At 66.0% G+C, this 16,027-nt stretch carries 10 protein-coding genes; 3 read left to right on the top strand and 7 right to left on the bottom strand.

The features are described from left to right. The first annotated feature begins 23 nt into the window (after positions 1-23). Positions 24-1,445, top strand: coding sequence for a bifunctional dTDP-4-dehydrorhamnose 3,5-epimerase family protein/NAD(P)-dependent oxidoreductase (locus B3S45_RS12270; protein ID WP_286720919.1), 1,422 nt, complete (start codon positions 24-26; stop codon positions 1,443-1,445). Positions 1,446-1,494: 49 nt separating this feature from the next. Here B3S45_RS12270 and B3S45_RS12265 read toward each other — a convergent pair whose 3' ends face one another. From B3S45_RS12265 to B3S45_RS12250, 4 genes are all read right to left on the bottom strand, one after another. Beyond that, complete coding sequence (locus tag B3S45_RS12265; protein WP_286720918.1) at positions 1,495-3,132, bottom strand: DUF2142 domain-containing protein; 1,638 nt, start codon at positions 3,130-3,132, stop codon at positions 1,495-1,497. Then, positions 3,062-4,276, bottom strand: coding sequence for a glycosyltransferase family 2 protein (locus B3S45_RS12260; RefSeq protein WP_286720916.1), 1,215 nt, complete (start codon positions 4,274-4,276; stop codon positions 3,062-3,064). The genes B3S45_RS12265 and B3S45_RS12260 overlap by 71 nt, the downstream gene beginning before the upstream one ends. Before the next feature lie 3 nt (positions 4,277-4,279). Continuing rightward, entirely contained in the window at positions 4,280-7,765 is a 3,486-nt protein-coding gene (locus B3S45_RS12255; RefSeq protein ID WP_286720914.1) for a glycosyltransferase, read from the bottom strand. Between the two features lie 82 nt (positions 7,766-7,847). Then, positions 7,848-9,452 carry a glycosyltransferase family 39 protein gene (locus tag B3S45_RS12250; protein ID WP_286720913.1) on the bottom strand — a complete coding sequence of 535 codons (1,605 nt, stop codon included), beginning with the start codon at positions 9,450-9,452 and terminating at the stop codon, positions 7,848-7,850. Positions 9,453-9,763: 311 nt separating this feature from the next. On the opposite strand from B3S45_RS12250, the gene B3S45_RS12245 reads away from it, so the two are divergent. Beyond that, a complete protein-coding gene (locus B3S45_RS12245; protein WP_286720912.1) occupies positions 9,764-10,675 on the top strand; it encodes a glycosyltransferase family 2 protein in 912 nt (303 codons plus the stop codon). A gap of 25 nt (positions 10,676-10,700) precedes the next feature. Continuing rightward, positions 10,701-11,807: a glycosyltransferase gene (locus B3S45_RS12240; RefSeq protein ID WP_286720910.1), complete on the top strand. Its 1,107-nt coding sequence runs from the start codon at positions 10,701-10,703 to the stop codon at positions 11,805-11,807. On the opposite strand, the gene B3S45_RS12235 is transcribed toward B3S45_RS12240, so the two are convergent. Genes B3S45_RS12235 through B3S45_RS12225 form a run of 3 tightly spaced genes read right to left on the bottom strand, consistent with a single transcriptional unit; the run spans position 11,797 to position 15,950 of the window. Next, positions 11,797-14,292 (bottom strand): polysaccharide pyruvyl transferase family protein, encoded by a 2,496-nt coding sequence (locus tag B3S45_RS12235; protein WP_286720908.1) that lies wholly within the window; start codon positions 14,290-14,292, stop codon positions 11,797-11,799. The two genes, B3S45_RS12240 and B3S45_RS12235, sit on opposite strands and share 11 nt — an antisense overlap. Before the next feature lie 47 nt (positions 14,293-14,339). Further along, positions 14,340-15,095 carry an ABC transporter ATP-binding protein gene (locus tag B3S45_RS12230; RefSeq protein ID WP_286720906.1) on the bottom strand — a complete coding sequence of 252 codons (756 nt, stop codon included), beginning with the start codon at positions 15,093-15,095 and terminating at the stop codon, positions 14,340-14,342. Next, positions 15,096-15,950 carry an ABC transporter permease gene (locus tag B3S45_RS12225; protein ID WP_349676003.1) on the bottom strand — a complete coding sequence of 285 codons (855 nt, stop codon included), beginning with the start codon at positions 15,948-15,950 and terminating at the stop codon, positions 15,096-15,098. Positions 15,951-16,027 lie beyond the last annotated feature (77 nt).

Genomic DNA, 16,027 nt, shown 5'->3' with positions numbered 1-16,027 from the left:
CCTCGAAGGATCACCCGGTTTCCATGACGCAGTTTGGTAAACCCCTCACCCGCACCGAAACCCCCATCCCGGGGCTGGTCGTGTTCGACCTGCCCGTGCACGGCGATTCCCGGGGGTGGTTCAAGGAGAACTGGCAGCGGGAGAAGATGAGCGAAGCCGGCCTGCCGGATTTCGGGCCGGTGCAGAACAACATTTCCTTCAACGACAAAGCCGGCACCACCCGAGGGATCCACGCTGAGCCCTGGGACAAGTTCGTCTCCGTCGCCACCGGCCGCATCTTCGGCGCCTGGGTCGACCTGCGCCAAGGCCACACCTACGGTGCCGTGTTCACCACCGAACTCGACCCCTCGAAGGCGATCTTCGTGCCCCGCGGGGTCGGGAACTCGTACCAGACCCTCGAGCCGGACACCGCGTACACGTACCTCGTCAACGACCACTGGTCCCCCACCGCCGAATACGCCTTCCTCAACCTCGCCGACGAAACCATCGGGATCACCTGGCCCATCCCCCTCGAGGCAGCCGAACTGTCGGAGAAGGACAAGAACCACCCCCGCCTGGCGGATGTCACCCCCATCCCGCCGAAGAAGACCCTCGTGCTCGGCGCCAACGGGCAACTCGGCCGCGCACTCCGCGACCTGTGGGGAGACCGACCCGACGTCGAGTTCGCCACCCGAACCGACATCGACCTCAGCGATCCCAACTCACTACCCGGGGCGCGGCGATGGCGGGACTACGACACCATCGTCAACGCCGCCGCCTACACCGCCGTCGACAAAGCCGAAACCCCCGAAGGCCGCACCGCCGCGTGGACCATCAACGCCACCGCCGTCGCCGCCCTCGCCAGAATCGCCACCGAGAACAGCATCACCCTGGTCCACATCTCCAGCGACTACGTCTACGACGGCACCAAGACCGGCGAACACACCGAAACCGACGCCATCTCCCCGCTCGGCGTCTACGGACAAACCAAAGCCGCCGGCGACACCGCCGCCGCCACCACCCCCCAGCACTACATCATCCGCACCAGCTGGGTCATCGGAGACGGCAACAACTTCGTCCGCACCATGCAGAACCTCGCCCAACGCGGCATCGACCCCCGCGTCGTCGACGACCAGACCGGACGCCTCACCTTCACCCCCACCCTCGCCGACGGCATCCACCACCTCCTCACCACCCACGCCCCCCACGGCACCTACAACCTCACGGGCACCGGGCAGCCCACCACCTGGGCCGACATCGCCCGCACCGTCTACACCCTCACCGGACACGACCCCGCACGCATCACCGGCGTCACCACCACCGACTACTACGCCACCGCGGAACACGCCACAGCACCACGACCCCACAACAGCACCCTCGACACCACCAAGATCCAGAACACCGGATACACCCCGACGGATGCGATTGCGTCGCTGAGGTCCTTGCTCGCGGACACCGCCCGATAGAGCTCGGTCCTGGCGCCGTTCAGCCGTCCCTTCCGGAGATGGGCAGCCGCTACCGCGGACCACTCTCGCGCTGGCTGTCCACTGCCGCATCGGATCGGATGAATCGCAAGGTGACGATCACGGCGCCGACCGTCAGCACCGCCATCAGCAGGCTCGATATCACGACTCCCGGGATTCCCCCGGGTGACAGCAGCGCCCACTGCGACAAGCCATCTCTCGTCAGACGGTAGAAGTCCGCTTCGTATGCGCCGGCGTAGGCGCGGAAGAGACCGACGGCAGCCACAAGGACGAAGGCAATGAGGAGCCCCGTCCCCACATGCCGTCGATGAGCAGCAGGGATGAGCCGACGCCAAGCCACGGCGCTCATCACCACCAGTATGAGGATCGCAACGAAGAGGTAGCGCCCCTGCATACCGGCGAAGAGCTGAGTGCGCACGTAGTGCCGCCAGGTATTGACGATGAGCATCAGGACCAAGAGAGTCGGGAGCGACATCAGCACCGCCATGCGCAGCTTGTCGCGGTCCCGCACGAGGAAATAGACCACGATCATCGAGAGCGAGACGATGCTGAGCAGGTCTGTCAGGAAGTCCGGCAACGCATAGTCGAGGAGGCCGAAGTCGCCCCAGAAGCTCGTCGTCACGCGGATCCACATCACGTCGAGATAGCTGACGAGATCTGGTCCGGTACCCGGTTCCCAGGGCACGGTCTGGCGGATGCCGGCCAGACCACTGGGTTGAAGGTCGCCATAGATCAACAGGTTCCGCAACCACCACCACCCTCCGAGAGCGAAGGCGATGGCGAGTGCTGCGACAGAGCGGATCATACGCGTCGAAATGCGCACCTCACGTGGCCAGACCATCAGCACCGCCGCTACGAAAGGAATGAATGGCAGCGACGTTCCCTTGGTGAGAAGCGCCAGGCCCAAGCTGATTCCCACAGCGACAACGGTCCGGCGACGGTCATCGCCCGTCATCATTCGTACGCAGAGCCAGCCGACGATCGAGCACAGCAGGATGGTGAGCCCATCGTTGGACACCGCCCCCGCGATCTGTCCCAGCTGCGGAACGAGGAAGATGCTCGCTGCCGCGAGAACTCCCGCCTTCGACGAGCCGGTCATGCGGCGGGCGGCATCCCATAGGAGCAGCGGCAGCGGCAGCGTCAGGAGGACTCCGCCGAGGCGGAGCGAGAGCAGCGCGACATCGGCGCGCAGCTGCTCATAGCCGACCGCCTGGAGCGTGCCTGCGGCGAGCAGATAGTAGAGCGGCGGGTGCTGTGTCATCTGGTCGACACCGCCGTCACCGGGGTGGTCCGCCGTCAGCTCGCTGAATGTCGATCTGTCGCGTCCTGTCAGAGCGGCCTCGTCTCGCGCGGCGACCACAGCCTCACTCAGGCGCGCGTCACCTGGTGCCGGCCAGGTGAGCCCTTGCGTCAGGCGGATGGCGCTGTTCAAATGCGCATGCTCGTCCGGTGCGCCGTAGATGGGCGTGAGAAACGCCCAGAGCGTGAGCATCGCAGCGAAAGCCGCCGTGAGCGCTGCGAGAACCACGAACTCCGGTCGCGTCGCCCGTGGGATGATGCCACCGCGCGGCGCTTGCCCGCCTGAGCCGGCCGCAGTCTCAGGCGCCACCCGCTCCTCCCGAGGATCGGAATGCGCGCATGCCACGCGATGCCAGCGCTCGCGCAGCATCCACCGCCCTGCGCACAAGAGCGCGTAGGCGCGCCTCCGGCCGCGCTCGCAGACGGCTCACGACGCTTTCCGCGTGCTCTCGCTCGGATTCCGCACGCCGACGCTGCGCTGCTTCCGCTCGGTAGAGGTCTCGCCAGCGGGTGCTTGCCTCGATGTGCTCGATCTCGAGCGGGATCACGACTCCGGCTACGGCTTCCGCCGACTGACGCTCGTCGCTGGTGTACTGGTCGCCGGGCGCAGCGAGCAGGGGTTCCAGGCGGCCGGGGACGATGGCACGACCAGACTGCAGCAATTCCGCCAATGTCGTTTCAAGTCTGGTCTCGGAAGCGAAGCCCTCCGACGGCACCTCGCTGGATCCCCGGTGCTGACCGGGATGCCGCACGAGGTACAGGGACTCGAGCACGCCCGCTTTCCAGAATCTGTAGTCTCGCATGCCGTGATGGCGTGGACTCGGGTTCAGGAGCGGGTTCGCATCGTATGCGCGCCCCGTGTTGATCACCTTGGTCTCGTACTGGGAGTACGTGCGCCACGGCACATGCAGGACCTCCAGCGCGAACCGAGCGTCCGGCGTGCCGAGGCTCGGGATGTCGACGCCATGATTGCCCTGCTGAACCGTCACACCAACGCGACCGACGTGCACCACGTCGGCCGTGGGATGGGCATGGAGCGCGACAGTGCTCATCAGCGTGCTCTCCTCGCGCACATCGCGCTGGGTGAGCCGCCGAATCCACGCACCGCTCCTCGCCGGGACGCCCGTGAGGTTCACCACCGGCACCGGAAAGGAGCCGATGCTCGTCGGGATCCGTGAGAGGGCTTCCCGCAGCGTGAGCCGCGGATCCTGTGCGATGAAGAACTCATCGGCATCCGCATTGATCACCCAGGTGGCCGCATGCTCAGACGCTGCGCGCGAGGCCATCTCCGAGACGACGCCGGTCTGGTTCTTGTCATGCGCGAGGTAATCGTGCACCTCGACGCGGCCGGACGCTGCATAGTCGGCGAGGATCTCTCGAGTTCCGTCGACGGAGCCGTTGTCCGTGGCGATGATGAGGTCCACGCCCTGCGAGAGATGATGCTCGATCATCGCGGCAATGATGTCCGCTTCATCCCTCACCATGAGGGTCATGACGATCTTCAGGTCAGCCAACAGTCACCCATTTCTCCCGCGCATCGCGAGTGCGTCATTCAGCAACCGTCGAGCCCGAGCATCGAACGAGTGCTCAGAGGCGACAGATCGTGCGAGACGGTCCCTCTCGGAGTCATCGGGCCAACGATCGGATGCCGGATCCAGGAGGGCTCGTAGCTCGTCGACGCTCTCGTAGGACTGAACCTGCCCCTCGAACAGCTCGGTCATCCCGGGGACGGGGTCGCTGATGACGCGCGCGCCGGTCGCCGCCGCATCGAACAGCCGATTCGAGAAGAAGCCGAATTCCGCCATGTCGCGCCAGTGATCGTTCAACACGAACGTCGCCCCCGCGTACGCGCCAGGCAGGTCGTCGTTGTCTATGCCTGTTCCCTTGAGGTAGCGCGGCTCGATGAATCGGTCCCAGCCGTCGTCGCCGAACACGGCGAGCTGCGCGCCCGCGTCGATGGCGTCGGACACGATCGGTCTCGACACGCCTCGCGTCCGTCCGACGAAGAGGACCTCGTGCGCAGCGCCTCCCCTGGCCTCGAGGTTGAACTTGGAGGTGTCGGTGGCCTGCAGCATCGTATGCACGTCGACGCCCCACCGATCCCGAACGTGCTGGGCCCAGATCTCGCCCGCAGAATAGATGCGATCGTAGCCCGACTCCAGCTCTTGTCGGGTGACGAGATCGGGATGACTGATAACCCACAGCAGGTTGGTCGCTCCCGGCTGAGGGGTGAAGGGGACCAGGCCCCGCAGGGTCAGCGTGACATCGTCCCAGCCGCCGGAGTCCCGCACATGGGCGCTCGCACGATCGACGACGACTTCCTGTCCGTACCGGCGGAGTGCGTCCGCCAGCGCTGATGCGAAGAACGTATCCCCCCACACATCGCCCGACGCATCACCCGTCGCGGAGGTCTTGATCGCCCACCGGAGGCACGGCGCGCTCTCATCGACCACGGCAGCCAAGTGATCTCGTCGTGCGAGGACGAGGCGGGGCTCCCACAGCGGCGAACCTGCCAGGCGTTCCCAAACGACATCCCGGAGCTCCACCGGACCTGAGTCGAAGATCGCTCGGTCGTCGAGCGCTGTGATCATCCGTCGCCACCGCCGCGCGAAGCGTGCTCGGTTGGGAAGCTGGAAGTCCATCCGGCCGGGCGACCGAGATTCGAAATGCACCACTCGTGAGGACGTTCGAACCGCGAGCGGACGGCCGTCCGCTCGAAGACGAAGACACAGGTCGACATCCTCCATGCCGTTCACATAGTGCGGGTCGAAACCTCGCAGTCGAGCGACGTCAGCCCATTCCATCGCGAGGCAGGCCGCCGTGAGCGCTGAGAACGGATAGTCATCGATGGCTGGATCGAGATCGATCGGATGCACGGCGGGCAAGAGATGCCTCGGCATCGAGAACCCACCCAAGAAGATCGTTCCGGCCGTCTGGATCGTGCGGTCACCGTACAGCAGGAGCGGCTGAACCGCGCCCGCGCCCTCCGACAGCGCGCCCGTCAGCGGCTCCAGCCAGCCCTCCTGAACAGCGGTGTCGTTGTTCAGGAAGACGACGCAGCGCGCTGGCTTCGTCGTCGCACCGACGTTCGAGCCGAGCGCGAAATCCGTATTGCGGTCCATGCGACGCACGGTGACGCGTACGTCCGATGCGAAGCACGCGGCCAGAATGGTGGCGACCGGGCGGCGAGAGCCGTTGTCCACGACGACGACGTCGACACCGTCTCCCGTCGTCTGGAGCACGTGCCGCACCGCACCGAGTGTCATCGCCCAGTCCTGGTAGGTGGGGATGACGACCGTGACCTCGCCGACCGGGTCCTGGTCGAAGTCGACGAGGTGCCGGCTGCGGGCGGCGTTTGCCCCTGCCCGCATTTCTAGATCCGGGTCTTCTCCCTGACGCGATCGACTGACGAGGTCGGCGGGTAGAACGGCTGCTGTCCCTGAAGCCGAGAGACCGATGAGCGCGTGCCACACGATCCCGCGGTCAAGAGAGGGATCGGGCAGCACCGCACGCGAACCCGTCCCCCGAAGCACCACGCCTGCCCCGTCGAGGTCGTCGAGCCAGAGGGCGTCGTCCGACCGCAGCCAGGGCTGCGGTGTCGTGGGAGACACCACCGCTGCCGCAGACACCCCTGGCTGCTCTGCGAGCGCGGCGACAGCCGAAGACAGGAACTCGGGCCTCCAGCGCTGCGTGGGCGTCCAGAATGTCCAGCCGTCGGGCTGCGCGTCACGCAGGATCTCCGCGACGACCGCTCCGACCGTGTCGGTCGGGTTGCGGGGGACGAAGTCGATGAATGGCGACGCCTCGACGAGTTCGTCGAGCTGGGCGGTCCGGGTGTCGTCGTCAGTCTCGATGACCGCCACGCGCAGTCCGGACAGCGATTGCTGTGCGCAGGATGCCGCGAACTCCTGGATGACCGACGCCGCCCGGAGGTGCTGTTCATCGACGAAGACCACGCACGTCTCCGTCGCCTGCGCCCGCCGCGGGGCGGAGGTGTGGTGGCCGCGAACGGGACCGTGAGCGCGAAGCCGGCCGAGAGAATCGTGATAATCGCGCACACGAGATCTGACGAGGGCTTCCGCTTGACCGCGGGTGATCGAGCGGACCCCCGCTGAGGACGGCGTGAGACTGTCCCGGTGCGCGTTCTCGAGGAAGTGCGCCAGGATGCTCCCCCCGTCGCTCGCGACAGGTTCGGAGTCGAGGTACTTCGTTCCCCAGAAGTGAGGGCTCGCCTGGCCGAGCTCGCCGCGGGCGACGAAGTCGAGGAACAGATTGATCGGCCGCCCACGATGTCCCTGTGAGCGATCGGCGACCGAATACCACTCAGCTTCGAAGAAAGGATTCAGCGCACGGCCGTCGAGCTCGCCGTTGGCGAGATAGTCGTCGAGCGCCGCTTCACGGGAGACCGGTCGGGCCCCGCCCACCTGAGAGCGGTAGAAGCGTTCGTCGATCATCGCGGACGAAAGCGCTGTGCGGGAAGCCGCCACGAGATCGCGACAACCCGCGATGTACTCCTCGTAGTTCAGTTCACGAAGACCGACCGTGAGCCGCACCGATCGCGGGTCGCGCCGGGCGCGCCGAGTGAGACCGGCGACCCATCCTCCGCTGTCGTCGAGATGCTCGCTGACGTCGAAGCTTCCCAGGAGCCGACTGGGTGTTCCGAGCCAGCGTGTCCGCGGCTCGCCCCCTCGGGCGATACGAGCGAGCTGATTGCGCAGCAGCAACGACGCCGCACGCGAGAAGCGCACAGCCGGAGCATCGATGAACGGAGTCGGCACGACGCCCAGCTTCCATCCGTGGTGAAAGTAGTGGCGAGCGGCCGCCTCGTCGTCGTCGAAGTTGATGCCGAGCTGCATGCTGTAGTGCGCGGAGACAACGATGTTCGTCCCCTGGCGCGATCGCACGTACGGTGTCGCGAGCACGGGGACCGCGGCGTCGACCACACGCGACGTCCCGAGGCGCCGGGCCAGCCGACCCAGTCGCGCCATGGTCAGTGGTGCCATGGGTGCCTCTATTCCGTGGAATGCGCACGCCCGTGCGCGCTGATTCGTGTCGGAGCCCGTTCGAGAGCCCCGCCGATTCTACCTATCCGGCACTGGTGGGCTCATCTGAGCGGGTCCCGCGTGGACTTTCCCCTCCCCGGGGAAGCGCGGCCTTCGCGTTTCCACCGCCCTGAGATCGTGCGGCAGCGATGCCGAGCACGGCGTGCGCCGCCATCGCCGCGACCATCAGAAGCACGATCCACCCTGTCGGCACCCCGTGCGCAAGGGCCAGCGAGTGAGCCGGCTCACCGTTCCAGACCCAGGCGTACACCCACCACAACCCTGCCCATGTCGCCGCAGGCGCAAGCACGACACCGACCACGGCGAGCGCCCGTACGCCACGACCAACGTGACGACGCACAATCCAGGCGAAGAGGACTGCGATGGTGGCGGCGAAAGCGGCGATGCCCGCGAACACATACCGACCTTGAATGCCCTGTGCAGGCCTCCCGAGATCCCAGAAGATCCGGTGCGCGTTGACAACGGTCGTCGCCACAACGAGCGCCGGGAACAGCCACAGGCTGAGAAGGAGGGCGCGTCGACGGGCGACGACGACCGCGACCACCAGGGCAACGACGAATCCGAGTCCGGCGAGATCCGCGACGAGCTCCGGCAGGGCGAACTCGGGGCGACTGCCCCGCCCCCAGAACGACCGGTTGAATCGCACGACGGCGTTGCCGACGAAGAACCAGAAGTCATAGCCCTCCGCGGGATTGCCGATCGGTTCACGCCCCCCGAGAATGCTCGGCTGGACCCGCCCGAGAATGATCAGGTTGCGTGCCCACCACCACCCCCCGATCACGAACGCCACGAGCATCGGGGTCACCACAAGTGCCGCCTTGCGCAGGAGCCCGGATGCCAGCCGTGCGGAGCGGACTGCGATCAGCGCGATGACGGGGATGAGCATGAGCGCCAGCCCTTTGGTCAGGAGGGCAACCCCGAGGGCCGCACCCGACCAAACGAAGTACCGGATCGCACGTTCCCGATCGCCGAGCCCTCTGATCGCAAAATACGTCGCCGCCGCACACGCGACGACGAGGAGGTTGTCGTTGTTCACGAAACCGCCGCTGTTGGTGAAGTACGGCACGAGGAGAACGGCAGCCCCACCGACGAGGCCCGCGACTCGGGAGGAAGTGACCCGGCGGGCTATGCCCACGACAAAAGGAATGGAACACGCGAGCATGAGTGCGGACATCGACCGCATGATCATCTGCGCCTGGTCCCAGCGAAGCTCTTCGCCACCGGCTGCCCATACAACGGCCGCAACCGCTCCGTAGTACAGCGGCGGGTGCTGAACCATCTGGTCGCGGGCCTGCCGTTCCCAGTCATCCCCCTCTAGCAGCAGTGCGCGATCCGTTGGATCCGGTAGCGCCTCAAGGCGCTGGTCGAGGTAGGAGCCGCCCGACTCAGCGACCGCTTGGATGGTCGACTTCTCGATGCGTGCGTCATAGGGGCGAGGCCATCCGTCGCCGGCGACGAGACGGGTTACCGAGTTGTAGTGCGCGTACTCATCGGGCCCCGTGAACGGAGGCATCACCACAGCCCACAGGAGCGAGAAGGCAAGAGTGAGAAGAGAGAGCGCAGCGATGGCCACGTGGTACGCGCTCGATCGGGTCTCTGCACCACCGCGGTGCGGCTTGATCGACATGATCAGTCCTCGCTCGCCCATTCGGGCGTGTGTGTCTTGTGGGGCGTTCGAGGAGCCGTCTCCGGGTGCCTTCGCGATGGCGTATTCCTCTCGACCTGCGAATGCACTCGGACGCGCACCAGGGCGCCGGCCGTCGCCGGGAGTCTATCCCAGGGGGCATCGAGCGCCTCTGGTACGCCGCCGCGGAGCCGTCGACAGATGCAGTGAACGATAGGATCGGAGAGCTCGATTTCCGTCGACCCAGCGCTCCGATCGTGCGCAGCGCGAAGACGCTTCCGGTCGAGGTCGACCGATCAGAAGGGTGCATTTGCGTGAGCATCGCCGACGTCGCCGTCATCATCAGAACCAAGGACAGGCCGGACTTCCTCGCGCGCGCTCTCCAGAGTGTGACCTCGCAGTCACACACAGAGTGGGAGTGCGTCGTCGTCAATGATGGAGGAGACCCGACGCCCGTCAATGAGCTGATCGACGCGCTCGATTCGGCATCCCGCGGACGGATCCGCGCTGTGCACTCGCCCGAGACGCGCGGTCGATGGAAGAGCGCGAACGCGGGTGTCCTGCAGACGTCCGCGCCGCTGATCGTGCTCCATGACGACGATGACTCGTGGCATCCGGAATTCCTGCGGCGCAGCATCGACTACTTGGCGGAACACCCACAGCGCGCCGGGGTCGTCTCACGAATCGAGATCGTGTGGGAGCGCCGAGCGGGAGAGTCGTTCGAGGAGACCGGTCGCGAGCTGTTCCAGCCTCAACTGCACGATCTGCTGCTCAGTGATGCTCTGCTCTTCAATCGGCATGTCCCGATCGCCTACGTCTATCGACGCAGTCTCCATGAGGAGCTCGGTCTGTACGACGAGAGCCTTCCGGTGGTCGGGGACTGGGCGTTCAACCTGAAGGTGCTTTCGCGCCAACCGCTGCCCTTCCTCCCCGGCGAGCCGATGGCCTACTGGCACCAGCGCGTCGAAAGCGCCGGCGCGGACGGAAACAGCGTAATCTCCTCCCGCGGGGATCACGACCGCTTCGATGCCCTCATCCGAGATGAGGCGCTTCGCGCCCACGCCTCTCAACAGGGTCTGGGCCTCGCGCTCTACCTCACGAAGTTCATCGACCAGCGTTTCGTCGACGTCGAGAACGGCATCAGAAGTGAGGTGGCCGAGGCGTCGCTTCTTCGACGCCTCGAGCGGCGGTTCAGACGCCCGCGCGATCGTCGAGGCCGGGCATGACGGAACGCTTCCCGGGTGGGGCGCGATGATCACGGGCCGCACCGTCCTCGTCTTCCCCTTCTACGACGACAACCCGTTCCTCAACGTCCTCTCCCTCGCACCGATGGCGGAAGGCTGGGTATTCCGCTCCGCGGGCGACTTCGACGACTGGGAGGCTCGAAGTGACCGCCTCTCCCCCGGCGATGTGATGCATCTGCACTGGACTGCGCCGATCCTGCAGACCGCAGAGACGCAGGCGGATGCGGAGCGCCGTCTCGTCCGGTGCGGGGCTATGCTGTCCCGCGCGCACCGCCGAGGCATCGGCATCATCTGGACGGTTCACAACCAAGTACCGCATGAGCTTGTCTACGCCGACCAGGAAAGACGTCTCATTCGTCTCATCTCCGAGCGAGCGGACCTCATCCACGTGATGTCCCCCTCGACCGTGGAGGTTCTCGCCGACATCTGTCGCCTCCCGCCCGAGAAAGTGCGCCCGATACCCCACCCCTCCTATGAGGCCGTCTACGGGGACGGTCCGGCGAGACGCGATGCCAGAGCGTCGTTCGAGCTCACCGACAGCGACCGCGCCGTGCTGTTCTTCGGAAATGTCCGTGCATACAAGGGCGTCCAGAGCCTGATCGACGCTATCCGGCACGTCCAGAATTCGGAGCCTTCCGGCGTACGCCTCGCGCTCCTGCTCGCGGGCCGCACACCACCCTCAGACCGCGCCCTCATCGAGAGCGCTCTTGCACCGCTGAAATCGGTCGGGCACTTCGACTTCGTACCCGAGCAAGAAGTCGGGAGATGGTTCCGCGCAGCAGACGTCGCGGTGTTTCCCTTCGAGAAGGTGCTCAACTCCGGCAGCGTGCACCTCGCAGCAACCTTCCGCGTGCCGGTCATCCTTCCCGATGTTCCCCATCTACGGCGGGACTTCGGCGAATATCCATGGGTGCGCACCTTCGACGCCAACAACCCGGTGGAGTCGCTCGCGTCGTCCCTCCGCGATGGCTCGCTCTTCTCCTCGCTGGAGGTCACCGACTTCGACTGGTTCCTTCGCTCACGTGCGCCGTGGGCGACGTCGCTGCGGTACCGGCGCATTCTGCAGGAGGCGCATAGCCTCGGCGCGTCGCGTCGCGTCGCGACTACCGCCTGAGTCGGGCACGCAGACGCCTCGCAATACGGCCGAGTGCGCGCATCGCCGGGTTTCTGCGTCGCCGCAGCGTCACGGTCGAACCGACCCGCTCTAGCAGGAGCGTGTCACGCCGCCGCGGCGCGAGCTCGTGCACGTCGACCTCGACTCCGACGCAGGCGCCGATGTCGTCGTCCCACAGCCCGAGGCCGAAGGGGGCGTGCAGAGGAATGGAGCGAGCGCTCAGCGTCATGCTGCGATCGCGCGGAGCGCAGTTCGACAGCGCGTCGTGAGAGAGCCGAATCACCGGTCCCGCCGTACCGATGGGAAACAGAGCCACGCTCACACCGTCGGCAGGACTCTGGACATGCACCGCGAAATGAAGCGCGTTCCAGCGAGGACGCATAATCGAAAGCCGCCCGCGCAGCCGCCGCCGCGCGCCGAGCGCTGCTCGTAGCATGTCGATGTCGCCGATGAGCGCCGCCTCCGGGATCGGATCCACCGCGTCGCCGCCGAGCACTTTCCGCGCCGATCGGGCGAGGCCAGCCCATCCGACAGCCATGTCGGCCGTGGAGGCGGGAGTGGTCCCGAGCACAGCGCGGACCGACTCGATCGCCGTGTCCGCGATTCCGGAAACATCGAGCCCCGTGCGCTCGACTGCCAGGAGAATCTCGGTCCAGAGGCCGAGTTTAACGGCGACGGGGCTGCGCGGGTCGCGGATCAGCGTCGCCGTCGCCGCGGCGGCGGTCGGTTCGCCCGCCGACAGGAGCCGGAACATCAGCAGCTCGAGTGGGTCGGACTCGGAGGGAAGCGGCATCGCAGCGACGAGAAGCGCGACCGTTGCGGATAGACTCGGGTCGGCGATCACGAGAAGGCCCGGGTTCAGAAGCACATCTACGAGCCTCGGAGCGATCTCGCACCGATATGTGTCAGAGCGGTACGCGTCAGTCTCCAGTGACGACACCGCAAGCACGCAGGCGAGCCCCAGTTCGCGCCGCAAAAGCGCTCCCAGATCGTCGTCCAGCATGAGCCCTTCGCGGTCTGCGCGCACGCCCGTCGGCATCCGGTGCAGACAGGTCACATCAGAGGTGATGTCGACAGAACCGGCGATGACCAGCGCCATCAGCATCGAGACGGCGTCTGCGCCATCAGGCTCGCATCCGAACGGCAGGTCGGCCCGTGTGAGCAGTTCGCGCGCGAACGCGGTTCCACAGAGCCCACGGCGCAGCGCTGCCGGTGACAGCGTGTCGACGGAGATCGAACTCCGCTGGGAAGGCCCAGGCGAGGAGGACAGCGCCTCCCGCGGGCGGAACGTGGCGCTTGCAGAGAAGGCGAGCCGGTCACCGATGACGACGTCGGACCCGCGCACCGAGGGCCGCTGCCCGATGCTGCGAACGAGATCGGGGGGCACGATGTCACCGGCATCGTAGAAGACCACCCAGCGACCGCTGGCCGTGCGGAGCGCAGCCTGCCTGGCCCCTTCGCCGCCGGCAGGCTCGATGTGATGGACGGGCGCGGCGATGAGCGGGGGCGCTCCCGTCGGGGGTCGTGAGTCGCGCGAGTCTGTGACGACGATCACTTCCGCCCCGGGCAGGTCCTGCGTCGCGAGAGATTCCAGCGTCTGGACGAGTTCGCTCGATCCGGGTCCTGAAATCACGACCGACACATCGATACTGCCCGGTCCTCCATCCCCGCGCACGAGGTTCGAAGTCTGCGAGGTCCCGGCGTGTGACGTCCGCGCGGACCAGAGGTCCGACGGAAACGCTTGGCGCAGGGCGGCAAGATCGGCGACCGCGGGACCGACGGCGCCGAGCTGGAACGCATGGGCGGTCGATGCTGCGAACTGCACATCGTGGCGTCCTGTGCCCCAGTAGTGGTCGAGGTACTTGAGCGGATGCTCGGCCTTCGGTGCGATCGGGCGAGAGGGGACCCCGAACGCATCCGCGATGATGAGCGCGTGAAGGGATGTCCCAGTGACGAACTCCGCGGAAGCGATTCTGCCGACGATCTCGAGAGGGTCACCCAGCGGACTGACGACCTCAGGGCCTTCGAAGCGGTCGAGCTCGTTGAGATTCGGCACGATGACACGGCCGCCGGTCCCCCGTCGGCTCGAAAGGTCGGGCAGCAGGTGAGGAAGCAGGAGCGCGGGGTCCCCGTAGACCGGAGGCACCTCGATCCCCCGTGACAGCAGAGCGGTGCGGGTGATCGGCCCACGCACCGCACGGACGTCGAGCTCCCGTGGATATCGCGGCGGAATGACCTTCCCGTTGATTCCCGCGCCCCACACCACGTCACGATCGCGCGCGAACTGGAGGACGCTCCCCACCGACAGCAGGCGCGGTCGCGGGTCTGCCTCTCGCGTCGCCCTGCCGTCCCGGATTCGCTGCCCGCTCAGGAGGGCCGCGATGATCGGTCCCAGTTCGTCGCCGAAGTTTCCTCCTCGGGAGGAGTCGCGCCCGACCCAGCGAAAGCAGTCGACGCCTCCGACGTCCACGGTGCTCTCAGGCACGATGGGCCCCCACGGGACATCCGACTCAAGAGTCACGATCGGGTGCCTCACCGGGCCGCGTGGCGTTCCACAGCTTCATCAATCGGTCCGTCGAACTCCAGCTTGCCCTTTCGGATCAGGATTCCTCGATCGCAGAGTTCGCGGACCATCACCATGTCATGGCTGACGACCAGCATCGTGATGCCGTGAGAAGTGAGTTCCTTGATCTTCGCGGCGCACTTCGCCCGAAACGGTGCGTCACCCACTGAGAGCACTTCGTCGACGAGGAGCACATCGAGCTCGACATGAATGGCCACCGAGAACGCCAGTCGCATGAACATCCCCGAGGAGTAGTGCTTGACCTCCTGGTCGATGAACTCCTCGATCTCCGAGAAGGCGACGATGTCGGCGAATCGCTCGTCGATCTCTTTGCGCTTCATTCCGAGAATGGCGGCATTGAGGTAGACGTTCTCTCTTCCGGTGAGATCGGGATGGAACCCGGCGCCCACCTCGATGAGTCCCGCGACACGGCCGCGAGTGTACACCTGGCCGGAATCCGGCTCGAGCACACCCGACACGAGTTTGAGGGTCGTCGACTTGCCCGAGCCGTTCAGGCCCAGCACAGCGACGGCCTCGCCCTCGCCGACCTGGAAGCTGAGGTCGTCGAGCGCGGTGAACGTGTCGGCGCGCACCTTCTTCTTCTTGATCCAGCCGATGAACGCTTCCTTGAAGGAATGCGAGTTCCTGCGGAGGAAGCGCTTCGACACGTGCTCGAGGATGATCGAGGGCTTCGCGGTCGTCTGCGCGGTGATCTGGTTCGTCACTTAGAGGTCCTGTGCGAATGAGCGCTCGAAACGGCGGAAGGTGAACTGGCCTATGAAGAGCATCGCTACGCAGATGCCCATTGCGATCGCTGCATACTCCCAGAATGCGGGAGGCAGCCCATGGCTCTGCGTGACCGTCTGCTCCCAGAACCCCACATGGAACAGCTCGACGGCGATCGTGAGCGGATTCATCATGTAGATGCCGAACGCCCACGCCGGAAGAGTCGCCGCGACAAACGTCCAGAGGTACAGGACCGGAGATGTCCAGGTGGAGAACATCCGAATGATCTCCACGAAGTTCTGGACGTCACGGAATCGGACGTTGAGTCCGCTGAAGAACAGTCCGAGGCCGAGCGCGAATGTCACGACGATCACCGTACCGAGCAGCACAGCGCCGAGCGCGGCGAAGGTGGGAGTCCATCCCACCACGATGCAGACCAGAAGGAGAACCGCGAGCTGCGGGAGGAAGTGGATCAGAGCGACGATGATCGCCGCGATGGGGAACAGCTCGCGGGGAAGGTAGATCTTTCGGACAAGCGAACCGTTGGCCACGATCGAGTCGGTGGCATTGCCGAACGCTTCATTGAAGAGGTTGACGATCACCACGCCGGCGAAGAGATAGATCGCGAAGTACTGAACGTCGTCATGCGCCCGCAGCACGATTCCCATGACGAAGTAGTAGACGGCGAACTGGGCGGCCGGCTTGACATAGGACCACGTCCAGCCGAGGACCGAGTTGCGGTACCGCGTAGCCGTCCCTTTGCGCACGAGCAGGCGCAGAAGATATCCCCACTGGAAAACGTCGAGAATCCCGCGGCCGCGGCCAGGGACGTCGTATTCGGAGAGGTCGATCACTGTGTTCAATGCAGAAAGCTTCGGTGTCGGGTCGGCGGAGGTACGGAGGCCAAGGGGAATCTTAGCGCCCGCCGGAT

It is taken from the genome of Microbacterium sp. UBA1612 (assembly GCF_002321605.1).
GTDB classification, from domain to species: Bacteria; Actinomycetota; Actinomycetes; order Actinomycetales; family Microbacteriaceae; genus Microbacterium; species Microbacterium luteum.
Note: the sequence above shows the minus strand (reverse complement) of the source record. Positions and strands in the feature narration are given on the sequence as shown.